Here is a 24082-nt window from a genome sequence, read left to right as displayed (position 1 = left end):
GATCACCCTTTACTGCCAGATGTGAACTGGACGAGTGAGCGTTCCAGTTCAATCAATTTATCAAGAGGAATTTCATCACTCAGCGCTGCGGAAATCCCTTCATAGTATTCTGCTGCCTGATCTGCCATTTCGGCAGTCAGCTTTCGGTATTCTTCTTCCAGAATGCGTGCATAATAGTCTTTCAGCCTGCTGCTCTCGGAAGCCAGATAATTGTCAGCCGGTCCATCCAGCACTTTGTGCAGTTCCTCGCCCAGCTGTTTTCTGCCATTCTGTTCAAAGAATGTCTTAGGGCTTTTAAAATAGCTTAAAGCCTTTTTGAACAGTCCGGGCTCCAGGTCCGAAAAAGCGGATGTGAAATCAAGCCCTGGATGGCTGGAGACTTCAAATTCTGTAAAAGTAATGTCTCCGCTGATTTTGCTGATGGAAGATACCAGGGAGGCCTGGGCTTCCTTTGCCAGCTTGCCGGCAAATACCTCAAGTCTCAGCGAGGTCGCCCTCATCTCCTGGGCAAAATCAAATCCGAAAGAGCTGAGGAAGTCTGCCAGGGCATCCTGGAGCGCTTTCTTCATATTCCTTCCATCATCTTTCAGGACAGAAGGATTAAAGGCTTCTTTGATAAAATCGCCAAACCTGAAAAATACCCGCTGCTTAATGTAAAAGATGAGCTCATCCGCTTCCTGCTCAAGTCTTTTCTTCAGCATCAGGGAAGAGCCTTTTTCAAGAATATCCCGGACTCCAGCCTTCTCCCCTGCTATCTTCTCGCGTTTCATCTGCTTTGCCGACTCATCTACCCGGGAAGAGCGGATAAAACTCCTGAGCTGACCGATGGCTCGTTCCCATTCATTTTCAGCCGAGTTTACGGCAATGGCAGAGAGCTCGCTGGAAATGAACGAATAAAACCGTTCCTCGAACTCTGCCAAATAAGATTTGCCGGCTGCCTCTCCCAGCTTCTCCTGAAGTCCAAGCAGACTTGAGACCGGATTCAGATGCGGCCGGCGAATGCCGTACTGAGTCAGCTGATCTTCCACATAGCGGAGCACAGACTCCATCTCCTCCTCACTTGAGGCGAGATCTACTGCATTGACGGCAAAGAACATTTTGTCGAGTTCAAAAGACTCCTTCACCCTTCCAAGCTGGATGAGGAATTCCCTGTCAGCCCTTGAAAATGCATGATTATAATAGGTGACAAAAAGGATGGCATCTGAATTTTTTATATAATCGAATGCAACACCTGTATGGCGGGCATTGATGGAATCGGCTCCAGGAGTGTCGACAAGGGTGATGCCCTGCCTCGTCAATGGGCAGTCATAAAACACCTCAATCAGCTCCACCAGACAGGATTTCTCTTCATCTGCCACAAAGGCCCCGAATTCTGCCAGACTCACTGTCATCGTATCTCCCAGCTTGGCACGGTAATCTGGATAACCTTTCGAAAAGGCATTCAGGAAAGCCAGATGGGTTTTTTCACTGCTGTTCAGATCCCCTGCTTCACTCAGCTTTCCTATTTTTCGCAGGGCATCTTCAAGATCTGTTGCCTGTTCATTGAAAGCCTTAAGGGAACGATTGACATCTCCGTAAAGGACCTCGGCTGTTTTAAAATGCACCAGGCTTGTGCCATGGGTATGATCATGATCGACAGGCCTGATCTTGTTGATTGCTGCTGTAGTCGGATTTGGCGAAACCGGCAGCAGCCTTTCGCCAATCAGCGCATTTGCGAACGATGACTTGCCGGCACTGAAGGCTCCGAATAATGCAACCGTATAGTCCTTGTCCTTCAGCCGCGCTGCTTTTCTGGCCAATTCGGCAGCCGTCTTGGAAAAGCCGGGAACGCCCTTCAATTTCTCAGCTGTAAATAATAGCTTTTTGATTATGTCATCCGGATCTGCGCTTCGCCCGGCAAATTGAATCTCTTCTTCTTCCATCTCAGCTTTATCGTTCACCTTATCCAAAAAGTCTTCTTCTTCATCCGGCGCCACTTCGGCTGTTTCTGTGTCTGCTGTCAGCTCGATTGCGCTGGCACTGAGCTGATCAGAAGGATAGTCTTCATGGATTACCTGCTCCAGCCTCATTTTTGCAGCCAGCTGTTTTTCTTTCATTTCATTCAGGCTGATCCACGCCTCTGCAAGACCTTTGACTTCCCTGTATTCCGCTTCTGATTTTTCAATTGCTTCGGAAGAATTTTCTGCCGCTTTTTGGATCATGATGTTTTTGATTTGTTCGAAATGATCCTTAGCCGTTTTTTTGACCGCTGAGGCAACATCCTCTGTATAGTTAAGCACATATTCACCTGTCAGCATGGCTCCGCTTTTCACAGTCTGTTCGATCATTTGTGCTGTAAACGGGATGGAGAAGCTTTGCACCGCTTCCAGCAGTTCCGGATCAAGCAGCTCTTTTTCTTTTATCGTTCTTGAAAACACTTCCTTTATATGCCAGACCAGCTCCGACCTTACCCGGTCATGAAGGTCCTGATAAAAGGCATCAAGGCGGCGGGCTGATTCCTCCCCGGTTTTCTGGCGTGAGAAAAACAGGCCGACTTTAAATCCCGGCTGACGGGATTCGAGATACTTTTCTGCAAGCTCCCTTGTCTGGTAAGGCATCAGGTAAGCATTCTTTAAGACCTTTTCCAGCTCCTTTCCAAGGTGTTCCTGGAAAGAATCCCTTTCTGCCTTTCTCTTATTGAGCTTATCCGCCAAAGCAGCAGCGTCCTTTTCTAGAGTCTCTCTCCGCTGTCCCGGAAGCCCTTCCAATATTCCGTTCAAACGCTGTTCTTCTGACTCATCGAGCGCCTCCAGGAATCGGATATGCTCATCAGCGAGCCTTTTTATAGCTTCCTCTGCTGCCCGGGGAAGCAATTCCCTGCTTAAAGCCATCTTTTCATGGATGAATTGGCGCAGCTTTCCGAACTCATTATGAGGATGTTCCTCTTGCTTTAGTGAGGTATAGAAAATATGTTCAGGCTGAACCCCCCAGGAAGAAAATGACTCTCTCACACTGGCTTTGAACTTTGCCATGCTTATTTCTTCTTCACGGTGTTTATCAATCTGATTGATGATCAGATAAATCTCTTTTCCAGCAGCAGCAAGCTCTTTTGTAAACAGAAAATTAAGCTCTGACTGGACATGATTATAATCCATCACGTAAAAAATGAGGTCGGAAAGGTGAAGGGCAGATTCTGTTGAAATTCTGTGGGCATCATCTGCCGAATCGATTCCCGGTGTATCCATGACTGCGATATTCTCCGGGAGGATTGTTCCCGGCTTGCTGATTTCGATCGAGTGGATCTGGCCGCCATCCCGGCAATACTGCTTTACACGCTCATAATCATATGGAGCAGGATAGAGGCGGGGATTACCTTCTTTAAAATAGACCTTGGCATAATCCTCCCCCGCTTTAATTTTCACTAAATTGGCGCTGGTAGGGATCGGGCTCGACGGCAAGAGGTCTTCACCGATGATTTTATTGACCATGCTTGATTTTCCGGCTGAGAAATGGCCGCAAAAAGCAATAGTAAACTCATCCCGGCTGATTTTTCTGGCAAGCTGGCCCGCCTTTTCTGCTGTTTGGGCATCTTTCTGTTCTGCTAAATAATCATGAAAGGCAGCGGCTTTGTTGAGCTTCTCTGCTGTCCGCTGTTCAGGCAATGTGAATGACATCCGATACTTCTCCTTGCTTTTATGAATTTACTATCATTTTAAACGATAATTCGCTCTTTTCATATATTTATAACTATGCAGCTGCCAGGCCGTGCGGAAGGAGCTCTTATAAGCTAAAAAAACTAAACAAAAAACCCTTTCCTTAAAGGGAAAGGGCCTGGAATATTTTATTTCACTGTCTGCGGCTTAGCAACATGGCTTAAGACGTGCTTCATTACAAACGAGTATACAGCGATCACACCAATAATAAAAACAGATACCATATGTAACACCGTCCTTGGTTGAATTATTTTTTCAATTGAGAATAATATTCAGCCTCATTTAGAAGTTTATCATCAATGATAATCATTTTCAACTGCTTTCTTCAGAAATTCGTTTTCTTCCAGGAAGAAAACGGTTACGCCGCAATTTTTGCCGGTATTCAGTCAGGCCGCTGAGAGCCTGTTCTTCCGCAGGTATCCTGACTGAGAGGATGGCTAGATTAAGAATTGAAAATACGGCCAATGTCCAATACGCCTGGAACATCAGAGGAAAAGCGAGGAATTCCAAGGTTACAATTACATAGTTCGGATGCCGGATGAACCGGTAAGGCCCTCTCATGACCACATTGGCATGGGGTATAACCAGGATTTTTGTATTCCAGTACTTCCCCAGGGAAAGCAGTGCCCAGAGCCGGCCAGCCTGAGTGATTATGATCACTGTCAAAATTGCTGGCCACAAGGACGAAAGGGTCCTGCTCCCCCACGAAACCTCAAAACTGTAAAAAAGAAAGAAAGAAGCATGAATCATGACCATTATACTGTAGTGCCCCTTGCCAAACTCAAGGGCTCCCCGGCTTTTCATCCATTTTTCATTGCTTCTGGCTACTGCCAGTTCCCCGACCCTTTGGAGCATGATGATCAAAATAAAAACAGTGAACCAACCCATATCATTCCCACCTCAGCAATAGCAGTTCAGAGCTGAAGCCCGGCCCCAGTGCTGCCGCAATCCCAAGCTCGCCTGCCTTCCCTTTTTCCATGAATCTTCTCAGTACATACAAGATTGTAGCTGAAGACATATTGCCGAACTCCTTCAGCACCTGAAGGGATATATCTGTCATGTGGGGAGAAAACTGCAGGCTGGTGACATAGGCATCCAGCACCTTTTTCCCGCCGGGATGAGCAACAAAATGATCTATTTCGTCCAGTCTGGTGTCCATCCTTTTCAGAAAGCTTTCTACATTGGGCTTGAGCCAGTTTTCAATAATGGAGGGAATATCCTTGGAAAACACTACATAGAGACCCTCGTTCCTCACATCCCATCCCATTACGTCAAGGGAATCAGGCATGGTTGTCGAAGCTGTGCCTATTATCCTTGGAATGGCGTGAGAACGCTCCATATTAACCAATTCCGCTTGATCACCGGCCATTAAGACACATGCAGCACCGTCTGCAAATAAAGAAGTGCCGATCAGATTGCTTTTGCTCCGATCATTTTTCTGGAAGGTCAGGCTGCAAAGCTCGACTGCCAGGACAATCACTTTCGCCTTTGGATAAGCAAGGCAGTACTCATAAGCCCTTGATAACCCTGACGCTCCTCCGGCACAGCCGAGCCCCCATAAAGGGATCCTTTTTGTATGCTGTGAAAAAGGCAGGACGTTCATGATTCTTGCGTCCAGGCTTGGAGTGGAAATTCCGGTGCTTGTCACCATGAATATGGCATCAATCTCCGAATAATCTATTTTTCGTCCCAGGAACTGTCTGTCATGGAGGCAATTCCGGATGGCTTCTGCCCCAAGCTCTACCGCACACTCAATAAAAGCCTCATTTTTTTCTTCAAAAGAATGTTCTCTCCTGTACCAGTCCATTCCTTTGGCAAAATGCCTCTTATGTATCTGGCCATTATGGAAGGCTTTTAAAAGCCTTTCAACATCCTTGAAGGACTCCGAAAACAAGTCCCTTGCAAACTCCATTACTTGTCCCTGCTCCAGCCTGTGGGCAGGAATGGCTTCGGCAGCCGAGATGATAGCTGGCATTTTTATACGCTCCTCGCTCTATAAACAATTCCTTGTTAATTTTTCCAAACAAAGAAGGATTATACACAGTTTCTCATCTGGCACGGCTTTCGGGATGCAGCAGGAACAGCGGGAGCACGGACAAAAAAAAGCTTCCCCGCCTGGAGGAAGCTTCACGTTTTGAAGGAGTTGCTGTGCTCTTTTATTATATATTGTTTTACTGGGGCATTCATTATTTAATCTTTTCCAATTAATATCCACCAGAAGCGATACTTTCAGCCCAGAGACTTTTGACCCACAGCCTTTGGGAAATAATAAGATACGTTTTTGCAAAAAACTTACTACCAGCAGCGGGAAATTATGTTAATATTAATGTTAGCTGGTTGCTGGAGGGATCATTCATGTCATTGACAAAAAATGTTGAAGATATCATTAGTGGGACTATTGAATCAATTAAAAGTGTTTTTCCTTTTGAATCTTCAGTTGAGGAGCCGGCGCAATTTTCACAGCCCTTTACACAGCATAGCATTGGTGTGCTGATTGGAATGACGGGCGATTTGCGGGGCAGAGTCATTATAGATGGAGAAGAGCAGGCTTTCAGCAAAATCGGCGAAGCTATGTTTGGAATGCTGCTGGAAGGTGAAATGCTGGAATCTTTCGCGGGTGAACTCGGAAATATGATTGCCGGCAATCTATCTATTAACTTATCAGGGCAGGGCCTTCAGATTGATATCACTCCCCCTACGGTCCTTGTAGGCGAGACGAAGGTCTATGGGTTTGAGAAGGCCTACAGCCTGCCTGTAAAGCTTTCAGGCGCAGGTGAGCTGATGGTCGTCCTGATGCTTGAATAGCCGCAGCGGACGCCTATTAGCTGGATAAAAGGAATAGACATCCCCCGGCACATCGCCGGGGGATTTGACTATTCTGTCTAAAATCCTTTAATCGTCATGCCGCCGTCAACAAATAGTGTCTGGCCGGTCACATAGCTGCCGGCAGCACTCGCCAGGAATACTGTCGGACCAACCAGCTCCTCCAGCTCGCCGACCCGGTTCAGCGGCGTCACATCCAATATTTCCTGCAGATATTCCGGATCTGCAAGGAGCTTTTCTGTAAGCGGCGTTTTAAAATACCACGGACCTATTGCATTGACGTTGATGTTGTAAGGGCCCCATTCCATGGCAAGTACTTTAGTCATCTGGATTAATGCGGCTTTTGTTGCTGCATACACAACTCCCGTCCTTAAAGCAACATGTCCGGCAACTGAGGCAATCGTAATGATCCTGCCCGGTGTCCCGCTGTCCTTCATAACCCTTCCGGCCTCCTGGGAGACCATGAATGCGGATTTGAGATTAGTATCCATGATTGTCTGCCATTCTTCATCTGTTACATCAAGCGCTTTTGAACGGATATTCATGCCTGCATTATTGACGGCAATATCCAGTCTTCCCCAATGTTCTGCAGCGGTTTTGACTGCATTATGTACATCTTCCCTTTTGGCTGCATCAGCCTGGATGACAATGGCCTCCCTGCCAGTCTTCCTCACTTCTGCGGCGGTTTCCTCCAGATCGGCCTTCGTTCTTGCCATCAGGGCTACATCTGCACCCGCTTCTGCCAGCCCAATTGCAAGGGCCCGTCCTATTCCCCGCCCCGCACCGGTCACTAATGCCTTTTTCCCTTCTACCCTGAAATCAGGCAAATACATATCCATCACCCTTTTTAGAAAATTCATATAAATTTTAACATACAGCATGCCAGGACACCTAACTCTCTGCCTCATGCAGGAAAAAGGGCACGCTGCCGGCCCCCTTCCAGCCTATTCCTTGGATTTATCAGATGAAAGCTCCTGTGCCTGGACGTTTATGATAATTTTCTTGCCTGCAGCAGAACCGCATACTTTACAGCTTCCCTCTTCATTGTAAAGGAGCCTGCAATGCTCGCAATAGAACTTTTCCACTTCTTCACCCTCATTCTGTATTGCTGCAATTATATTTTATTTATTAAAAAACAAAATGTTCCTCTGCTAAGCTTCCATGGAAAAAAAACAGGAAATTTAATCCCTTTTCAGAAAATAATCACCTATAATAAGTTTTAGGCTGTATGGCCGCATCTGCTTTCATAGGAGGAAACCATGAAAATATTCCGCGATTGGACGATATTTGAAATAAGCTGGCTTCTTGTTTTTACACTTATTAATGTGTATTTGTTTATTGCCTGGCAGGATTCCCTTCTTGGCCTTATTTCTTCTTTGGCCGGGATGCTTTGTGTTGTCCTCGTAGCAAAGGGAAAAATCGCAAACTATTATTTCGGCATTATCCAGACAGGGACATATGCTTATATTTCCTATACCTACGGGCTGTATGGGGAAGCCATGCTCAATGGCCTGTTCTATTTTCCCATTCAGTTTATCGGCATTTATCTCTGGAGAAAGAATATGACAAAGGACAGCATAAAAGGGGAAGATGTGAAGGTTAAGACGCTTGATTCCAAGGGATGGTCCCTTCTCGGAATTACTGTGCTGGTGTCCATTTTTCTATATGCCCTCCTCCTTGACTATCTGGGGGGGAGATCTGTTTATATTGACTCTGCCACAAATGTCCTTTCCGTAACAGCACAGATATTGATGCTGAGAAGATTCGCCGAGCAGTGGCTTCTATGGATCCTTGTCAATGTCCTGTCGGTCATCCTCTGGTTTAATGCTCTGATTTCAACAGGGGGCAATGATATATCTATGCTCGTCATGTGGACGGCATTCTTGTTTAACAGCATTTATGGGTATATAAATTGGACGAAACTTTATAAAAAACAGGGAGCTGCAGCGGTTTGAAGAAAAAAACAATTGGTATGTACGGGGGAAAGTTCCTGCCTTTCCCCCATCTTGGCCATGTATACAGCATGACGGCGGCAGCTGCAACAGCTGACGAGCTTCATGTCATCATCTCACACGACAGCGACTATGAAAGAAAGCTTTTTGAAGGCGGCTGTGCAGAGCATGTCAGCTTTACACTGCGGCTCCGCTGGTGGAAACAGCTGACCAGGGAGCTGCCGCATGTACATGTCCATGAAATTTATGATGAACAGACCGGCTCTTTCTCCGATTGGGAAAATGGCGCAAAAAAGATCCGTGCCGCAATCGGCAGTCCGATCGATTTTGTGTTCAGCTCAGAGCCGGATTACGGCCCGATTTTTTCCCGTCTTTACCCGGAAGCTGAGCATATCCTCATAGATCCGGAGAGAAAAAGGTATCCGGTATCAGGTACGATGTTCAGGAAAGATGGTGTGCTGAAGCATTGGGATATGGTGCCTAAATGTGTCCGGCCGCATTTCGTCAAAAAAGTGGTGATTGCCGGGACTGAAAGCTGCGGAAAATCCACGCTGACAGCCAATATGGCCCAGATTTATAATACTTCTTTTGTGAAGGAGTATGGCCGGACCTTTTATGAAGAACTTGGAGGATGCGAGGGAATAACAGTACCGGAAGACTACCCCCATATTGCATATGCCCATAAGCTGGAGGAATGGAAGCAGCTGAAGCTGGCAGACAAAATCCTTTTTGTTGATACTGAGGCAATCACCACCCAGTTTTTCTCTCACGCCTATCTGAATAAAAGACAGCCTGTGCTCGATGAAATGGCCAGACTGCAGGAGTATGATTTATGGCTTTTATTGGAGCCGGATGTAGATTGGGTCGATGACGGAACAAGAAGCTTCGGGCATCAGGATTTGCGCTGGAAGAATCATCTCCTTCTGAAATCTCTTCTTGATGAACATCATGTGTGCTATAAAATAATCAACGGCAGCTACCGGGAGAGGCTGGAAAAGAGCATTAAATTTACGGAAGAGCTGCTGGAAGGAAAATGACAAGTTAAAAGGGCATCATGGCGATGCCCTTTTATCAGTTAATTCATCAGCCCTTCAATCCGGTTCAGCAGGGCAGATGCATCATTTATTGTTTTAATCATTTCTGAGTTTTCCAATTGATCAAGGGCCAGATTGCCGCCATCTAAAGCCAGATTGATTTCTTCCAGCAGCTCTTCATTTTTGGCAGCCAGCTCCTCATGAATGGCCTCAGCGGGAGCAGGTATATCCTGAAGCTGAATAAAGTTCTCAATATCCTCTTTAAGAATAATCAGCCTTTCCTCAAGCTGGTGCCGGATTTCTGAATCCCCGGCAGCTACTTCAATCATCCCCGGGGCATCCTCGGCAAATGCATTCAGCTTTTCAATATGCTCTGCAGCTTTATTGGCATACTCTGCAGTGCCGGCAGCCTCTTCCAGAAAGGAGCAGCCTGCAAGCGAAAGGACTGTCACTGCAAACATGAACAGCCGGAAGATTATCTTCAATACTCTCATTCCTCCTTTAAGTTTCATATTATTCAATACGTTTATCATGAGAATATGTTTCACAAAAAAACCATCCCCATTAAAAGCGGGATGGCTGGCTATTATTATGCTGCCTTCTCTTCAAGCTTAGAGGCCGCGTTCTTTGCTTTGGAGGTTTTTACATTGAATACAAGATTGAGTGCAATAGCCGTCAAACTTCCCGCTACAATGCCGTTATCTGTCAGGATCCTGATGCTCTCAGGCATTTCAGCGAACAGGCCTGGAACTGCTGTGACTCCAAGCCCCATTCCGACAGAGCAGGCGATGATCAGCAGATTTTCCTGTGAAGAAAAGTCCACCTGGCTGAGCATTTTGATTCCATAGGCGATGACCATCCCAAACATGGCAATCATTGCGCCGCCCAATACAGCTGATGGAATGACTGTAGTCATGGCGCCGATTTTTGGAACCAGGCCAAGGAGGACAAGGAATACGCCCGCTGTGTAAATGACATTCTTGGTTTTCACACCTGACAGCTGGAGAAGGCCGACATTCTGAGAATACGTTGTATATGGAAATGCATTGAACAGCCCGCCAAGGACAATCGCAAGCCCTTCTGCCCTGTAGCCGTTTGCCAGGTCTTTCTTATCCAGCTTCTTGCCGCAAATATCCCCCAGGGCGAAATAAACGCCTGTTGATTCAACCAGGCTGACCATCGCGATAATGATCATTGTCAGGATTGCTGCCGGTTCAAATGTCGGCATCCCGAAATAGAAAGGCTGGACCATATGGAACCATGAAGCCTCACCCACTGCCGAGAAATCTGATTTCCCCATCAGGAATGCAGCGGCTGTTCCAGCAAATAGTCCTAGCAGGATTGAAACAGAGCGGATAAATCCGGTAAACAAGCGATACAAAATAATGATGAAGAATAAAGTTCCAAATGCAAGGGCCAGATTGGAAAGCGAACCATAATCGGCACTGCCTTCGCCGCCAGCCATATTATTCATGGCAACCGGGATAAGTGTGATACCAATGATGGTAACAACCGAGCCTGTTACAACCGGAGGGAAGAAACGCACAAGATTTCCGAAATATTTTCCTACCAGTATAACAAAAAGGCCCGAAACCAAAATAGATCCATAAATAGCTGTAATGCCATATTGCCCGCCAATCGCAATCATCGGGCTGACTGCGGTAAACGTACAGCCAAGCACAACCGGAAGGCCGATGCCGAAGAATTGATTGCGCCATACCTGGAGGATCGTCGCCACTCCGCACATTAAGATATCAATGGAAACAAGATATGTCAGCTCTTCTCCTGACAGCCCCAGGGCCCCCCCCACTATAAGGGGTACAATGACAGCACCTGCATACATGGCTAAAACATGCTGGATTCCCAATGAAGCTATTTTAAATGGTGAGTTTTTCATCGTGTTGATGCCTCCCTGCTATTTTCCAAGAATGTGATGCTTCCATTCCCAAGCGACTGGATCCGTGCAAGGGAAACCACTTTGACAGCTTTCTCTTCCAGCAGGCTGCGTCCTTCCTGGAAGGACTTTTCAATAACGATTCCAACGCCCGCAACTGAAGCCCCGGCCTGTCCGGCAAGTTCGATGAGCCCCAAAGCAGCCTGGCCATTGGCCAGGAAGTCGTCAATGATAAGGACCCTGTCATCAGCGCCAAGATATTTGGAAGATGCTGAAATCTCGTTGGACTCCTGCTTTGTGAAAGAATAGACACTGGCGGAAAGCAGCCCTTCTGAGAGAGTCAATGATTTTCTTTTTCTCGCGAACAGCACGGGCACCCCAAGCTCGATCCCAGCCATGACAGACGGAGCAATCCCTGACGATTCCAGCGTAAGAATCTTCGTAATAGCCTCCCCTGCAAAACGTGCTGCAAACTCTTTGCCTATTTCCTTCATCAGGAAAGGGTCGATCTGATGGTTGAGAAACGAGTCTACCTTAAGGACACTGTCAGACAGCACCCGTCCTTCTCTTTTGATTGTTTCTTCTAGTAGTTTCATCATTATCCTCCCTATGAATAGAAAAATAAAAAAGCCTGAAGGAAATCACTCACTGCAAAAAAATGAGTGAAGCAATCCCTTCAGGCTTTTATAAGGCAGGGGCAACAGCAAAAGATCCCAATGCCTCCCATTGCTCACCCATAGTCAGACTGTTAACGGCAGTCCGGTAGAAACTTGCAGGCCATATTCCCGCGATTATATGAGTGTATCGTTATGAAATTATGTTTCATTATAACACCCCAGCAAGATATTTCAATAGTTTAATAAGAGAAAAAGTCGAATTATTTGTTTTTATTCCACTTGCATTGTTCGCTTTTAGTGATAATATGGTGCTTTTTGGCTCTTGAGAAGCACTTATACAGTCCATTTCTGAATAATCCTAAAATAGTGAATATAATCCCCCGGGGAGAGTCATTCCATTTCTCAGCCTGGGCTTATTTACTTAATGACGCATTGAGTATTTCTCCTTTTCACATAAATTTCACATTTCTATATAAGAATCCCGGTCCTTCCGGCCTGCTGCAGCAATTTTACACTATTGGCATAGTGCCAACAGAATGAATGAACACTTTGTGAAACAGGTGAAGACTGGTAGAATCCGGAGAAATTCCTTGTATGATGAACATGTAATCATTATTTATTCATCCATATTGAAAGGAGAAAAAAGCCATGGCAAACACGGAACTTGGCAGGAAAAATAAAACAAAGATCGAGGATGCTTCATCTTTAAAGGGAACCTTGGCCTCTGTGTTTATTCTGGGTTTATTTTTAATCGGAGTATGGGCAGGCGTCTATTTTTTATTTACAGATCGATTTTAATCATCAAGCATGCTATCCATTATGATTGAAATGCCTGAAGGGAGAAGAAAGCTATGCATATGCATAAATTTGAAAAAGCCTGGCTCGGGTTCGGAATCGGCTCACTGATCGTTTTCTTGACGGTTCTTGGCATCAGCGCATTCTATCTTGGCAACCAGCCCCCGAGCTGCCTGGCAACCATCAATCCGGAGAAGGTGGACCAGACGGCGCCTTTCAATGAGCCCGGCCTAAAAAAAGTGGAGGGAAAGGATTGGGATTATGAGCTGGTATTCGTTGCCTCCGCCTTTTCCTATAATCCTGGCGAAATTGAAATACCTCTTGGGGCGAAGGTGAAGATCATGGCAACGACAAAGGACGTTATCCACGGCTTTGAGGTCGCCGGCTCGAATATCAATATGATGCTGGAGCCCGGATATATCAGTGAGCATACAGCAACTTTTGATAAAGCTGGAGAGTATCTTATCTTGTGCAATGAGTACTGCGGTGCAGGACATCATATGATGACGTCAAAATTAAAGGTGGTTGAAGCATCATGAAGCAAAATCAGAATAAAAAGGTTGACAGACAGGACGGGAAGCTAGCCATGGCTCATTTCTATGTAGCCTTCACAGCGCTCGCAATCGGCGGCCTTGCCGGCTTACTGCAGGTGCTCGTCCGCTCCGGCAAGTTCCAGCTGCCGGCTGGAATCGGCTATTATCAGATTCTCACTGTCCATGGAGTCGTATTGGGACTGGTACTGACAACGTTCTTCATTATGGGCTTCCAGCTTGCAGCAGTCAGCAAAACAGCCGGGACCTTGACGAAAAAGCAGCGGACGATGGGCTGGATCGGTTTTTGGCTCATGACAGCCGGAACCATGATGGCAGCCGTCATGATACTGCTGAATGAAGCAAGCGTTTTGTATACCTTTTATGCCCCGTTGCAGGCACATGCCATTTATTATCTTGGACTGACTTTCGTAGTAGTCGGCAGCTGGTTTGATGGCGCTGCGATTATCATGAAGTATGCAGAGTGGCGCAGGAATAATCCCAGGCAGCCGAGTCCCCTGCTTACATTCATGAGCCTGGTAAATACCATCATGTGGATCGTCGCTACCATTGGAGTGGCCGCAACGGTGCTGATACAGCTGCTGCCATGGTCGCTTGGCCTGGTCGAGACCGTCAATGTCGGAGTCAGCCGGACGCTTTTCTGGTATTTCGGACATCCGCTCGTCTATTTTTGGCTCCTTCCTGCTTATATGGGCTGGTATGTTGTCATTCCGAAAGTAATTGGCGCAAAAATTTTTTCTGATTCACTGGCCCGGATGTCATTCATTCTATTTCTGCTATTTTCCATACCGGTCGGATTCCACCATCAGCTGATGGAGCCGGGTATCGACGCGGCATGGAAATTCCTGCAGGTAATCCTGACATTCCTGGTTGTTATCCCTTCTTTAATGACTGCCTTTTCACTGTTTGCTACATTTGAGGGATTTGGAAGATCCAAAGGGGCAACAGGCTTATTCGGCTGGCTCAAAAAACTGCCATGGGGGGATGCCCGCTTTACAGTTCCATTCATCGGGATGGTTGCCTTCATCCCTGCAGGTGCAGGAGGCATTGTTAACGCATCACACCAGATGAACCAGGTAGTCCACAACACAATCTGGGTAACCGGCCACTTCCATTTGACCGTTGCAACTGCTGTGGTCCTGACATTCTTCGGCATTTCTTACTGGCTGGTGCCGCATTTGACTGGCAGAGTCCTTACGAAAGCGATGAACCGCCTCGCCATTACACAAGGAGTGCTTTGGGCAATCGGCATGACATTCATGTCCGGGGCCATGCATGCTGCAGGATTATTGGGCGCCCCCCGCCGCTCTTCTTTTTCTGAGTACGGCGGAGCGGCACAGGCAGCTGAATGGATTCCCTATCAGGTCGCACAGGCAATTGGAGGATCCATCCTGTTCCTTGCTATCATCCTGATGCTGTATATCTTTGTAAATCTCGCATTCATGGCCCCTAAAGGCTCTGAAGAATTCCCGGTAGGCGAAACAGCGGAAAATGCCGAAAAAACGCCGCTTGTCTTTGAAAACTGGAAGCTCTGGCTCGGCATCACCGCTGCCCTCATCCTGTTTGCCTACACCATCCCGTTCATCGACCTGATCCAAAACGCACCGCCGGGATCTAAAGGGTATAAACTATGGTAATCATCTTGCCAGGAGTAAGGAACGCAGGCAAAAAACGCCGCGTCCTGCGGGCCAGCTTAAGACAAGCCAAAATAATTTTCCAGACTGAAAGAAAACACTCCAGCAGCTGCTGGAGTGTTTCTTTATGCACTATTCCCTGTCTCAAGGGGTGTTCTCCCCTTTCTTTCCGGGAGGTTCACGAGGATGACGCACAGAAGGATTATGATAGAGCCGGACAGCTGCATGTAACCCAGTGATTCTGAATATAAAGCAACACCCATAAAGATGGCTACGACAGGCTCAATTGTAGCCATGACCGCTGCTTTGCTGCTTTCTGTCTTTTCTAAACCCCAGGTGTAAAGAAAATAGGCCAGGACGGTCGGCAGCAGGCCTAGGCCAAGGCCCAGGAACAGAACCTCCGGCTGTAAAAACAGAGAAGCTTTTTCCCATAGCCTGGTAATCGGCAGCAGAACAGCAGAGGCAGTCACGAAGGTATACAGCGTGACAGTAAACGGCTCATACTTTTGGAGCGCAAACTTCCCAAATATGCTGTAAAGCGCATAGCCAAGACCTGCTCCCAGTCCAGTTACCACCCCAATCACACTCAAACCGGAACCGCCCCCCACCCCTGCAATCAGGATGCAGCCGGCAACAGTCCCGCAAACGGCAATGATTTTCCGCCCGGTTATTTTCTCTTTCAGGAAAATATAGGACAACACTGCGACAAAAGCGGGAGAAGTATACAGCAGTATGACTGCAATCGAAATATCCATCAAATTAATGCTCGTAAAATAACACCAATTAAAAAATACAATGCTGCAAATTCCGGTGCCGGCAAACAGGCCAATATCAGAAGTCCTTTTTAAAGCCAGCCGGCCCGGGCCCAGAAAAAGCCCTATCAGCAGCAAAGCCGCAGCTGCAGTTACTGCCCGGATCCCGACGATTTCCATTGAGGAAAAGCCGAACCCGGACAAGCCCCTGATAAAATAGGCAATCAGGCCCCATAAAGATGCACCGGCAGAGATTGCAAAATACGGCATCAGCTTCTTCATTGCCTCACCCTGCAGAAAAAGAGCGGCTGCACCCCGCTCTTTTTCCCTTTCTTTATTTTTTCAAATTAACGGGAGGACTCTTTTAAACGGTAAACCTTCCCGTATTTCTCATAAAGATACTCTGACAGGCAGCTGGCATTCAGCCCTTCGCCAGTAACATCTTCAAGAATCTCAAGCGGCTTTTTCAGCTTGCCGTACTGATGGACATTTTTCGTGAACCATTCCTTGACTGGCGCAAGATCCCCCTTTTCCAGAAGCTGGTCGTAATCAGGAAGATCCTTCAGCAGCGCCTGCTTTAGCTGTGCCGCGTACATATATCCGAGTGCATAGGAAGGGAAATACCCAAAGCTGCCCCCGGCCCAATGGACATCCTGAAGAACTCCTTCTGCATCATTGGATGGTCGCACTCCCAGGTATTCTTCGTATTTGCTGTTCCAGATTTCCGGAAGGTCCTTCACTTCAATTTCATCATTGAACAGTCCTTTTTCGATTTCATAGCGGACAATAACATGAAGCGGATAGGTCAGTTCGTCTGCTTCAATCCTGATCAGCGACGGTTTTGACTCATTGATGGCACGATAGAAATCTTCCAGCTCCACCCCATCAAACTGGCCATCAGCGTACTGCTTGAGCAGTCCGTAATTTTTCTTCCAGAATGACTCACTGCGCCCTACAAAATTCTCATAAAAGAGAGACTGTGATTCATGGATTCCCATTGATGTCCCTGTGCACAGCGGAGTGCCTATAAGGTCTTTGGAAATATTCTGTTCATACAGCGCATGGCCGCCTTCATGGATTGTACCGAATACAGCAGTGCGGAAGTCCTTCTCATCATATTTCGTTGTCACCCTGACATCCCCTGGATTCAAGCCGGTCGCAAATGGATGTACCGTTTCATCAAGTCTTCCTGCATCAAAGTTATAGCCCATCTGCTTCAGGATTTCCAAGCTGAAATCACGCTGCTTCTCCTTTGGGAAATTTTCATACAAAAAGCTGGTATCCGGCTTTGAATCTGATTCGGATATGCTCTTGACGAGAGGCACGATTTTGCTTCTGAGCTCGCCAAAGACTTCATCCAGCACATCGACTGTCACACCCGGCTCATACAAATCCAGGAGTGTGTTGTATTTATTGCCTTCATAGCCCCAATACTGGATAAAGCGCTTATTGGCTTCCACAAGCTTTTCCAGATACGGCTGGAAAAGCGTGAAATCCGATTTGTCTTTAGCCTCTTCCCATACACTTTCAGCCTTTGACTGCAGGATAACGTATTCCTTATACTCCTCAGCCGGAATCTTCTTATTCCGGTCATATTCTTTCTTGCTTTCTTCAAGAACCTTCACAGTAATTGCATCAAGTGATGCAGCCGCTTCTTCTCCTGAAAGCTTTGCTATGTATGCAGCCATTTCCTCGGAAGTGGACATCTTGAACACTTCTGAAGAAAGCATGCCAATTACTTCAGTGCGCTGGTCTACCCCCTGCTTGGGAGCGCCCGTACGGAGATCCCAGTATATTAATGACAGAGCCTCATTATAAGCGCCCATCTTTTTAACAAAATCAAGAAAGTCTTTTTCAGTTTTTTTCAATGCTTCGTTCATGCTGGCATCCCCCTAAAAATCATTTGCAACATATATTTTATCACATTTTTCTGAATAAAACGCTAGAATAGAACTGCAAATCACCTAAAAACAGGAGGAAGAATGATGAGGGAACCTGCCGGAACCTGCGTACAATGCGGGAAAACGATTTATTGCCTGGACGGATTTTTCAACGGAATCATAACGGATGACAAGAAAACGATCTGCTTTGAATGCAGTGAAGAAGGCTAAAGGAATAGATCTCTCTTTATGGTTGTGCCGTTAGTTTGCATGCTGACCCCTGCTTGAAAAACGGGAATACAAACCGGCAGCGAATGAGGACCAAAGTAAAATTTATTCTCCCTGTCCGTCCCCTTCAATGGATGCAAAAAGCCCCTCCCTCTGCCAAGGGGGGGCAATCAAAACCTTATTTAACAGGTGTGACAGGCAGCACAGCTTCAACAGACTCAAGCACAGAAACATCTTCTTCTCTGCTGGTCAGGATGTGTACTGTTCCTCTGTCCTCATGGCTCCTGATAAGCCTGCCGATTCCCTGGCGGAGCCTGAGGAGCATGTATGGCATGTCGATTTCCCGGAACGAATCTTCCGCGCTTTCACGCTTGGCATCAAACACCGGATCATGCGGAGGGAACGGGAGTGAGAAAATGATTACATTTTCGAGTGATCTGCCAGGTATATCTAAGCCCTCCCAAAGATTTGTAGAGCAAAGGACCGCTTCTTCTTCGTTCTGGAATTTTGAGACGAGCGTACTGATTTCAGCCTCTCCTTCAAAATAGACAGGGAATTCCGTCTTGCCCTGTGCATAGTCCCTAAAGAGGTTCAGTTCTCTCTGATCTGTAAAGAGCACAAGGCCTCTGCCTCCAGATTTCTTAAGCTGTTCCAGAGTATATTCCATTTTGCCGGTGATATCCTCTTCACTGTATTCAGGCATATGAATGGCCATTTTCTCTTCATAGCTGAAAGGTGATGCTACAGTGAATGATAAATAGTCGTCGATGCCAAGGCTCGTGGCCATATAATCAAAGGAGCCTTTTTCCGATAATGTGGCGGAAGAAAAGATAAATGGCTTCTTTTGGGAAAACACCTCATCCCTCATGATTTCCTCTACCATTCTAGGCATGATGACAAGGGTCCGTTCACCATTATGTTCTTCAAACCAATTGATTCCTCCCTTATCTTTCATGAAAAGGGAGAGCGAGAATGATATTTGCTCAAGATATTCTTCAACAACCTTGAGGTCATATTCATTTATAACATACATTTCGCTTTCAAAGACAAGCTCCTCTTCCAGCGAGCCAATCATTTCAAGCAGGAGCTTTCCTTCTTTCAGAACAGCCGGCCCTTTGGCAATCTGCTGTTTCTCAGAGTCCGTCCGGCTGCCGGCAGCAGCTGAAAGGGCATGGAAGAAGGTCTCATTCTGGACGATGGTGTCTTCAATCAGATTCAAAGTTTTTTCCCTTACGTCATTTGCCATCAGGCGGGTAAGGAGCGATTCAAGAATCTGCTCGGTCAGCCTGTATGTCAAGGCTTTCTGGCTGGCATACTCAAGCAGATGCCCTTCATCGAATACAACCGTGCAGGATTCAGGCAGCAGGGGCAGCTGGCCTTCCCTTTTGCGGGATTCTTTTGTCCAGATATGCTCCATATAGAAGTCATGCGAGCAGATGATCAGGTCCTGGCTGTTCCGGTAATAATCCCTGTGAAGTGTCTGGCCGCACCGGTGCCTTTTCTCACATGTAAAGCAATCCTGAAGGGAATCCCATGATACACCGGTCCATTCGCTGTCTGTCAGCTCAGGATAATCTTTCCTGTCTCCGTATCTTTCGAAATTCTGCAGCGATCCTCCGCTGTGGGTAAAGGACGGAAGCTGGTCATAAATGTTTCCATATGCCTCATAGTCCTGTTCCGCTACAGCCTTGTCCAGCTTGTTCAAGCAAAGATATTGATCCCTTGACTTAGCCAGGCGTACATCAATATTCAATCCAAGCGCCTTTTCCAGCTTCGCAATATCACCTTCTTTTTTAACAAGCTGCTCGATGAGAGTTTCATCGGCACAGGCGATGATGGCCGGCTTATTCGTATATCTCGCGTAGCAGATGGAATACAGGAGATAGACAAGCGTTTTTCCTGTTCCGACACCAGCTTCAGCAAAGATTGTCTTTTTCTCCTTGAAGGCATTTTCCAGCTGGAAAGCCATATAGATTTGTTCGTCTCTTAATTCAAAACCGGCTTCAGGGAGCAGGTCATAGAAAACATCCCCGATCCAGTCGCCAAGCTTTTCAAAAAATGATTCTGTTTTTGCTACTGCAAAGGGCAATTGGTTTTGCATGTAATCCTCCTATATCCAGAAGCGTCCCGGGGGCTTCCTGTATCTTTGGAAAATGGCGGGGGACCGGACATCGGCCTGTGTGCCTCGTCCGCCTATAAAGGAAAAACTCCTGAACATGCAGGAGTTCCTGCGATTTCTCAGCATAAAAAAGTATAACCGCCTGTCAGAGGCGGTGATTTTCAATATTATTTATGGCCATGGAAGCACGGCCCTTCACTTTTTATATACAAGCTGCCATATGCAGCATCTTCGAACTCCAAACCAGGAGGCCAAGAATCATTTTATACTATTTTTTCAACTAGTCAAGCTCAAGGGGCCGGGAGCACTATGGGATGAATCAGGAATTCGTCAGTACAGGCTGTACATTTATCATCTTGAACGGCAAAAAACCGGCGCTCCCTTCGAGGAGGCCAGCCTTGTGCCTGGTTATTGCCGGACACCGGGCAGGGTTTACTGCTGCCTGCCGGAAAGGGAAAAGGACAGGGCCTGCCGGAGCTCATGCTGGGCACTTTTCAGTTCATCCAGCACCTGATCGGCAGGCGTTTCTTTTACCAGCATTTCCATCGAGTAGTCAAGCGCCTGAGAAATTCTATTGAAATCAAGAGTCCTGTAATCCATTGGCTCTCCTCCTGTAAATAAAACTAGCCCATCTAATCCAAAACCGATAGAGTATTGCTAGTTTATTCAATAAGAGAACCCTTTATTCCTCTTTCTGCCTGTTTTCTCTTGGCGGACGCTTGCCCCAGTATTGATAGAGGTCTGTTCGGATGAAACCGTTGAACAGCTTCCTTTTCTTGGTTGCCTGGCGCCCGAAATGCTGTTCAAAGTCCTCATCGGAAGTAAGCATATAAATCGACCATGTATCCAGCCCTGAGAGCGCTTCTCCCATTTCACGGTACATTTTCTGTACAGCCCCTTTTTCCCCAAGCCTCTCGCCATATGGAGGGTTGCCGACAATCACACCATATTCTTTATTGGAGGTAAAGTCCCTCACCTGCATCTGCTTGAATTGGATCATGTCCCCCAGGCCTGCTTCAAATGCATTTTCCCGGGCAATTTTCACCATCCTGTGATCAATATCAGATCCAGTGATATCTAATGGCTGATCATAGTCTGCCAAATCCTCAGCTTCATTTCTGGCTTCATCCCATACCTTTTCCGGCATCCAGCCCCACTTCTCAGAGGTAAATTCCCGGTTAAAGCCCGGGGCAATATTCTGCCCGATCAAGGCCGCCTCGATCGGGATGGTCCCTGATCCGCAGAAAGGATCTGCAAATGGCTTGTCCGGTGTCCAGTTCGTCAGCTGGACGAGCGCAGCAGCCAGGGTTTCCTTTAGCGGAGCTTCTCCCTGTCCTGCCCGGTATCCCCGTTTATGAAGGCCGCTTCCGCTGGCATCCAGAGTCAGGGTTGCTGTATCTTTCAGCATAGAGATTTCAATGCGGCATAATGGACCCGTTTCATCAAACCAGCCTGTTTTTTTATACTTTGTCCTCAGCTTCTCGACAATCGCCTTTTTGACGATTGCCTGGCAGTCGGAAACACTGAACAGCTTTGATTTGACAGACTTGCCGATTACCGGAAACTCAGCATCTTCTGCAATATACTGTTCCCATGGAAGGCTTTTTGTTTTTTCAAACAGCTCATCGAAAGTATAAGCTTTAAATTCGCCGATTTTGATTTTGATCCGGTCTGCCGTTCTCAGCCATAAATTGCTTCTCGCTATAGCTGTCTCATCCCCTGTGTATTCAACTCTTCCGTTTTCCACCTGGCATTCATAGCCAAGTGCCCGCACTTCCTTTGCAACGAGCGCTTCAAGCCCCATTGCCGCTGTTGCGATGATTTGGTATTTTCCCATGTAAGACATCCTTTCCAGTAGATCTTCCCTTCATTATTGCCGGCCAGCGGTCCGCTTCATCCATGATAGCCTGAAGAAGTTTCCGCGTGCAAGTGTTCCCCATGAGGGTTTTGGTATGTATTAAAAAAGCCCTCCTGCAAAAGGAGAGCTTTACCATTTCAAAAATCATCTCACTAATAACGTTCTGTAAGCCATGTTTTGTTCCTTTGTACTGCAATCGACCTGAGTCTCGTACTAAGGCGGCAATCATCTATCTACAGATATAAAATCTGTCCTTCTCCTTGTTCATTTCCTCAGAGAAAGTGCCCCTACCATTATTTGGGTTTCTCGCTCGCGGGGTTTACCTCGTTCCACCCTTCCCATTTCTGGAAAGGCTCCGTCACTGTGGCACTTTCAAGGTATTCATGCCATATCCCGAAGGACTTAGGCATTTTCCCTGCCGTCAGCCGCGCAATCGCCCGGCTGCCCTGGCTTATGACTTCGCCAGGCACGAACACTACGGACATCTCAGTCCGTGCGAGCATGGACTTTCCTCTGCAGCAGCAAGCTGCCGCAGCGATTACCCGAACGTTATTAATGACTACAAATGATATTATATGCAATCTGGCTTCCAATAGCAATGGTTTTAAAAAGGAAAATCAGTTAAAAGCTGTTATTCATAAAGTTTGCTGCCAAACACATGCTTTTCCAGGTTGGAAAGGCGCTTTAAGATATCAAAGTTCGTTGTTCCGGCAGTCTGGGTGCTTGCAGGCCTTCTAGAGGCTTCATCAAGCTGTTTCTTCAGGCGCAGGTTTTCCTGCTGCAGATCTTCAATTTCCTGGTGGAAGGTTTCATAATCCTTGATGATCAGATCCAGGAACTTATCGACATCTTCAGGCTTGTACCCCCGCATCCCTGCCTTGAATTCTTTTTCCAAAATGTCTTTTGCTGTTAACTTAACTTTATCGGATAGCATCACATTCACCTCAGTCTATCGCTGAATAATCTTAATATATTTTTTCAAAAATATGTACTTTTGTCAATTTATCTTTGGAACTAAATTAAAATTCCTGGTTCTTCAGCTGCTCTTCTTCAACAATCAGCTGAAGATCATAAAAGGAAATCATCCTGATTTCATAAGGATTCTTTTCCTGATAGCTTTTAGCTGTTTCATAAATGAATTTTGGCGTTCCTTCCTTTTCCGTATCGTAGACAAGAAGAAGCACATCGCTTTTTTCGATAAGGAATTGATTCTTCAGCCTGAACTGCCAGGGCTTTTCGTAAGGCTTCCTTGTTACTGAATCTACAAAATCGGCCTGGGAAATCACAGATTCATACCACTCTTTATTGGAATCGCTCCAGTTCTGCTCCTGGTCAAGGAAAGGTGTGATGACGGCCAGCTTAAGATCAGGATATTCATCGAGCTGCAGCTGAAAGACCTCCTCAGCAGCCCATAACTCTGCGCCCGGCTGCCCGCTGATGATCACCCATTCAAGCCCTTCGTCAAGCATACCGAGCAGGCTCTTCCTGATAGCAGCCCTTATGAAAGCTGCTGCAGGGTCATTTCGTTTGAAAATTCCCAACTCGTGGGGTTTATAGCCTGAGACAACCGCTGTTTTCATTTGGGCTGCTCCTTTCTATGTAAAAATAATATGCGATTTATGGAAAAAATTGAGCAGGGGCCTGTATACAGGCCCCTGCCTTGGTAATGCACCTTAATATGGCAGGTTATTATCTTCTGAAGCCAGGGCCGCCAAAGCCTGGGCCTCCGAACCCAGGTCCGCCGAAGCCGCCTGCTCCAGGGCCGCCGAAGCCAGGTCCTCCAAATCCAGGGGCCGGTCCAGGGCCTGCGACAAACTGCTGGTTTGTCACTTCATTTACAACTGATTGTGTTTGTGGGAAGTAATGCTGATGCTGAAAATTAATGTGGTTGACTGTCGTAGTGTGTGTAGGATGGATATGAGGCACCACATTATTCTGGAAAGTATGATTTACACAGCATTTTGTCGGATGGACAACTGCCGGGCAAATATTCGGTCTTGGTCCGCAATGCATAATTAAGATCTCCTTTCATTCTGTTATATTTACACTAACAAGTTATGATGAAAGGGGGAATCTTGTACTAAGGAAAACACCTAATTTTATGCATTTGCCGGGTTTTTTTCGCTACAGCATAACATAAAAACTGTCCTTCATGCTGGAAAAAATAATGACTGTCAGACAGATGACAACAAAAAACAGGAACAATATCGCTTTATACATCCAAACCAGCCTCACTCTTTTTATTCACTGTAT

The 24082-nt window shown here is 46.6% G+C and carries 23 protein-coding genes, 1 other RNA gene and 1 riboswitch; of the genes, 7 read left to right on the top strand and 17 right to left on the bottom strand.

Translation table 11 applies throughout. From position 1 onward, the window contains the following. Positions 1 to 2 precede the first annotated feature (2 nt). The 3 genes from RBB45_RS02660 to RBB45_RS02650 all read right to left on the bottom strand — a co-directional run bounded on the left by RBB45_RS02660 (position 3) and on the right by RBB45_RS02650 (position 5667). Positions 3 to 3653 carry a dynamin family protein gene (locus tag RBB45_RS02660; RefSeq protein ID WP_224952025.1) on the bottom strand — a complete coding sequence of 1217 codons (3651 nt, stop codon included), beginning with the start codon at positions 3651 to 3653 and terminating at the stop codon, positions 3 to 5. Positions 3654 to 4004: 351 nt separating this feature from the next. After that, positions 4005 to 4580, bottom strand: coding sequence for an isoprenylcysteine carboxyl methyltransferase family protein (locus RBB45_RS02655; protein ID WP_306009075.1), 576 nt, complete (start codon positions 4578 to 4580; stop codon positions 4005 to 4007). Position 4581: 1 nt separating this feature from the next. Next, positions 4582 to 5667 (bottom strand): type III polyketide synthase, encoded by a 1086-nt coding sequence (locus RBB45_RS02650; protein ID WP_306009074.1) that lies wholly within the window; start codon positions 5665 to 5667, stop codon positions 4582 to 4584. Between the two features lie 380 nt (positions 5668 to 6047). On the opposite strand from RBB45_RS02650, the gene RBB45_RS02645 reads away from it, so the two are divergent. Continuing rightward, positions 6048 to 6497, top strand: coding sequence for a chemotaxis protein CheX (locus RBB45_RS02645; protein WP_022544113.1), 450 nt, complete (start codon positions 6048 to 6050; stop codon positions 6495 to 6497). A gap of 77 nt (positions 6498 to 6574) precedes the next feature. Here the strand turns inward: RBB45_RS02645 and RBB45_RS02640 are convergent, their stop codons facing one another. Together RBB45_RS02640 and RBB45_RS02635 are read right to left on the bottom strand one after the other, a co-directional pair. Next, positions 6575 to 7348: an SDR family NAD(P)-dependent oxidoreductase gene (locus tag RBB45_RS02640; RefSeq protein WP_101550581.1), complete on the bottom strand. Its 774-nt coding sequence runs from the start codon at positions 7346 to 7348 to the stop codon at positions 6575 to 6577. 111 nt (positions 7349 to 7459) lie between these two features. Then, a complete protein-coding gene (locus RBB45_RS02635) occupies positions 7460 to 7600 on the bottom strand; it encodes a hypothetical protein (RefSeq protein ID WP_009791213.1) in 141 nt (46 codons plus the stop codon). Between the two features lie 174 nt (positions 7601 to 7774). Here RBB45_RS02635 and pnuC point away from each other — a divergent pair, with 174 nt between their 5' ends. Further along, the gene (gene pnuC / locus RBB45_RS02630; RefSeq protein ID WP_101550143.1) at positions 7775 to 8470 is read left to right on the top strand and encodes a nicotinamide riboside transporter PnuC; all 696 of its coding nucleotides are present in this window, start codon (positions 7775 to 7777) and stop codon (positions 8468 to 8470) included. Further along, on the top strand, positions 8467 to 9504 hold the full coding sequence (gene nadR, locus RBB45_RS02625; protein WP_306009073.1) for a multifunctional transcriptional regulator/nicotinamide-nucleotide adenylyltransferase/ribosylnicotinamide kinase NadR: 1038 nt from the start codon (positions 8467 to 8469) through the stop codon (positions 9502 to 9504). Before pnuC ends, nadR begins: the two co-directional genes overlap by 4 nt. A gap of 38 nt (positions 9505 to 9542) precedes the next feature. Here the strand turns inward: nadR and RBB45_RS02620 are convergent, their stop codons facing one another. The 3 genes from RBB45_RS02620 to RBB45_RS02610 all read right to left on the bottom strand — a co-directional run bounded on the left by RBB45_RS02620 (position 9543) and on the right by RBB45_RS02610 (position 11991). Then, complete coding sequence (locus tag RBB45_RS02620; RefSeq protein WP_306009072.1) at positions 9543 to 9995, bottom strand: DUF6376 family protein; 453 nt, start codon at positions 9993 to 9995, stop codon at positions 9543 to 9545. A gap of 95 nt (positions 9996 to 10090) precedes the next feature. Further along, positions 10091 to 11398, bottom strand: coding sequence for a nucleobase:cation symporter-2 family protein (locus tag RBB45_RS02615; RefSeq protein ID WP_306009071.1), 1308 nt, complete (start codon positions 11396 to 11398; stop codon positions 10091 to 10093). Continuing rightward, the gene (locus RBB45_RS02610) at positions 11395 to 11991 is read right to left on the bottom strand and encodes a xanthine phosphoribosyltransferase (protein ID WP_101550145.1); all 597 of its coding nucleotides are present in this window, start codon (positions 11989 to 11991) and stop codon (positions 11395 to 11397) included. The genes RBB45_RS02615 and RBB45_RS02610 overlap by 4 nt, the downstream gene beginning before the upstream one ends. Positions 11992 to 12112: 121 nt before the next feature. After that, a riboswitch (purine riboswitch) is annotated at positions 12113 to 12214 on the bottom strand. 446 nt (positions 12215 to 12660) lie between these two features. On the opposite strand from RBB45_RS02610, the gene RBB45_RS02605 reads away from it, so the two are divergent. From RBB45_RS02605 to RBB45_RS02595, 3 genes are read left to right on the top strand one after another with little or no spacing between them, the layout of a single operon-like run. After that, positions 12661 to 12810: a hypothetical protein gene (locus RBB45_RS02605; RefSeq protein WP_009791219.1), complete on the top strand. Its 150-nt coding sequence runs from the start codon at positions 12661 to 12663 to the stop codon at positions 12808 to 12810. A gap of 53 nt (positions 12811 to 12863) precedes the next feature. Then, on the top strand, positions 12864 to 13346 hold the full coding sequence (locus RBB45_RS02600; protein ID WP_306009070.1) for a cytochrome c oxidase subunit II: 483 nt from the start codon (positions 12864 to 12866) through the stop codon (positions 13344 to 13346). Next, a complete protein-coding gene (locus RBB45_RS02595; protein ID WP_306009069.1) occupies positions 13343 to 14995 on the top strand; it encodes a b(o/a)3-type cytochrome-c oxidase subunit 1 in 1653 nt (550 codons plus the stop codon). The genes RBB45_RS02600 and RBB45_RS02595 overlap by 4 nt, the downstream gene beginning before the upstream one ends. Before the next feature lie 122 nt (positions 14996 to 15117). Here the strand turns inward: RBB45_RS02595 and RBB45_RS02590 are convergent, their stop codons facing one another. Together RBB45_RS02590 and RBB45_RS02585 are read right to left on the bottom strand one after the other, a co-directional pair. Beyond that, the gene (locus tag RBB45_RS02590; protein ID WP_306009068.1) at positions 15118 to 16026 is read right to left on the bottom strand and encodes a DMT family transporter; all 909 of its coding nucleotides are present in this window, start codon (positions 16024 to 16026) and stop codon (positions 15118 to 15120) included. A 65-nt stretch (positions 16027 to 16091) separates the two neighbouring features. Continuing rightward, on the bottom strand, positions 16092 to 17624 hold the full coding sequence (locus tag RBB45_RS02585; RefSeq protein ID WP_094767179.1) for a carboxypeptidase M32: 1533 nt from the start codon (positions 17622 to 17624) through the stop codon (positions 16092 to 16094). Between the two features lie 102 nt (positions 17625 to 17726). Between RBB45_RS02585 and RBB45_RS02580 the strand changes: the two genes are divergently transcribed. Continuing rightward, positions 17727 to 17855 carry a hypothetical protein gene (locus RBB45_RS02580; protein ID WP_257964231.1) on the top strand — a complete coding sequence of 43 codons (129 nt, stop codon included), beginning with the start codon at positions 17727 to 17729 and terminating at the stop codon, positions 17853 to 17855. 175 nt (positions 17856 to 18030) lie between these two features. On the opposite strand, the gene RBB45_RS02575 is transcribed toward RBB45_RS02580, so the two are convergent. From RBB45_RS02575 to RBB45_RS02545, 7 genes are all read right to left on the bottom strand, one after another. After that, a complete protein-coding gene (locus RBB45_RS02575) occupies positions 18031 to 19953 on the bottom strand; it encodes an ATP-dependent DNA helicase (RefSeq protein ID WP_094767178.1) in 1923 nt (640 codons plus the stop codon). 450 nt (positions 19954 to 20403) lie between these two features. Then, entirely contained in the window at positions 20404 to 20571 is a 168-nt protein-coding gene (locus tag RBB45_RS02570; protein ID WP_009791228.1) for a hypothetical protein, read from the bottom strand. Positions 20572 to 20653: 82 nt separating this feature from the next. Continuing rightward, positions 20654 to 21808 (bottom strand): THUMP domain-containing class I SAM-dependent RNA methyltransferase, encoded by a 1155-nt coding sequence (locus tag RBB45_RS02565; RefSeq protein WP_306009067.1) that lies wholly within the window; start codon positions 21806 to 21808, stop codon positions 20654 to 20656. Positions 21809 to 21990: 182 nt separating this feature from the next. Then, an RNA gene (rnpB, locus tag RBB45_RS02560) (RNase P RNA component class B) lies at positions 21991 to 22379 on the bottom strand. 81 nt (positions 22380 to 22460) lie between these two features. Then, positions 22461 to 22763 (bottom strand): cell division regulator GpsB, encoded by a 303-nt coding sequence (gene gpsB, locus RBB45_RS02555; RefSeq protein WP_009791232.1) that lies wholly within the window; start codon positions 22761 to 22763, stop codon positions 22461 to 22463. 85 nt (positions 22764 to 22848) lie between these two features. Further along, on the bottom strand, positions 22849 to 23409 hold the full coding sequence (locus RBB45_RS02550; RefSeq protein WP_009791233.1) for an SLOG family protein: 561 nt from the start codon (positions 23407 to 23409) through the stop codon (positions 22849 to 22851). Positions 23410 to 23518: 109 nt separating this feature from the next. Continuing rightward, positions 23519 to 23842 carry a CotD family spore coat protein gene (locus RBB45_RS02545; RefSeq protein ID WP_306009066.1) on the bottom strand — a complete coding sequence of 108 codons (324 nt, stop codon included), beginning with the start codon at positions 23840 to 23842 and terminating at the stop codon, positions 23519 to 23521. Positions 23843 to 24082: the final 240 nt, after the last annotated feature.

It is taken from the genome of Bacillus sp. MMSF_3328, from assembly GCF_030733525.1.
GTDB lineage: Bacteria > Bacillota > Bacilli > Bacillales > Cytobacillaceae > Bacillus_AB > Bacillus_AB infantis.
The sequence above is the reverse complement of the archived record's forward strand: the minus strand, read 5'-3'. Positions and strand labels throughout refer to the sequence as shown.

Excerpts from the sequence above, each read along its gene's own strand:
- RBB45_RS02645 (WP_022544113.1), top strand. The coding sequence starts at position 6,048 with ATGTCATTGACAAAAAATGTTGAAGATATCATTAGTGGGACTATTGAA.
- RBB45_RS02650 (WP_306009074.1), bottom strand. The coding sequence starts at position 5,667 with ATGCCAGCTATCATCTCGGCTGCCGAAGCCATTCCTGCCCACAGGCTG.
- RBB45_RS02610 (WP_101550145.1), bottom strand. The coding sequence starts at position 11,991 with ATGAAACTACTAGAAGAAACAATCAAAAGAGAAGGACGGGTGCTGTCT.
- RBB45_RS02600 (WP_306009070.1), top strand. The coding sequence starts at position 12,864 with ATGCATATGCATAAATTTGAAAAAGCCTGGCTCGGGTTCGGAATCGGC.
- RBB45_RS02575 (WP_094767178.1), bottom strand. The coding sequence starts at position 19,953 with ATGCAAAACCAATTGCCCTTTGCAGTAGCAAAAACAGAATCATTTTTT.
- RBB45_RS02565 (WP_306009067.1), bottom strand. The coding sequence starts at position 21,808 with ATGGGAAAATACCAAATCATCGCAACAGCGGCAATGGGGCTTGAAGCG.
- RBB45_RS02550 (WP_009791233.1), bottom strand. The coding sequence starts at position 23,409 with ATGAAAACAGCGGTTGTCTCAGGCTATAAACCCCACGAGTTGGGAATT.
- RBB45_RS02585 (WP_094767179.1), bottom strand. The coding sequence starts at position 17,624 with ATGAACGAAGCATTGAAAAAAACTGAAAAAGACTTTCTTGATTTTGTT.
- RBB45_RS02660 (WP_224952025.1), bottom strand. The coding sequence starts at position 3,653 with ATGTCATTCACATTGCCTGAACAGCGGACAGCAGAGAAGCTCAACAAA.
- RBB45_RS02595 (WP_306009069.1), top strand. The coding sequence starts at position 13,343 with ATGAAGCAAAATCAGAATAAAAAGGTTGACAGACAGGACGGGAAGCTA.
- RBB45_RS02605 (WP_009791219.1), top strand. The coding sequence starts at position 12,661 with ATGGCAAACACGGAACTTGGCAGGAAAAATAAAACAAAGATCGAGGAT.
- gpsB (WP_009791232.1), bottom strand. The coding sequence starts at position 22,763 with ATGCTATCCGATAAAGTTAAGTTAACAGCAAAAGACATTTTGGAAAAA.
- RBB45_RS02580 (WP_257964231.1), top strand. The coding sequence starts at position 17,727 with ATGATGAGGGAACCTGCCGGAACCTGCGTACAATGCGGGAAAACGATT.
- RBB45_RS02570 (WP_009791228.1), bottom strand. The coding sequence starts at position 20,571 with ATGGATTACAGGACTCTTGATTTCAATAGAATTTCTCAGGCGCTTGAC.
- pnuC (WP_101550143.1), top strand. The coding sequence starts at position 7,775 with ATGAAAATATTCCGCGATTGGACGATATTTGAAATAAGCTGGCTTCTT.
- RBB45_RS02615 (WP_306009071.1), bottom strand. The coding sequence starts at position 11,398 with ATGAAAAACTCACCATTTAAAATAGCTTCATTGGGAATCCAGCATGTT.
- RBB45_RS02620 (WP_306009072.1), bottom strand. The coding sequence starts at position 9,995 with ATGAGAGTATTGAAGATAATCTTCCGGCTGTTCATGTTTGCAGTGACA.
- RBB45_RS02640 (WP_101550581.1), bottom strand. The coding sequence starts at position 7,348 with ATGTATTTGCCTGATTTCAGGGTAGAAGGGAAAAAGGCATTAGTGACC.
- RBB45_RS02655 (WP_306009075.1), bottom strand. The coding sequence starts at position 4,580 with ATGGGTTGGTTCACTGTTTTTATTTTGATCATCATGCTCCAAAGGGTC.
- RBB45_RS02545 (WP_306009066.1), bottom strand. The coding sequence starts at position 23,842 with ATGCATTGCGGACCAAGACCGAATATTTGCCCGGCAGTTGTCCATCCG.
- RBB45_RS02590 (WP_306009068.1), bottom strand. The coding sequence starts at position 16,026 with ATGAAGAAGCTGATGCCGTATTTTGCAATCTCTGCCGGTGCATCTTTA.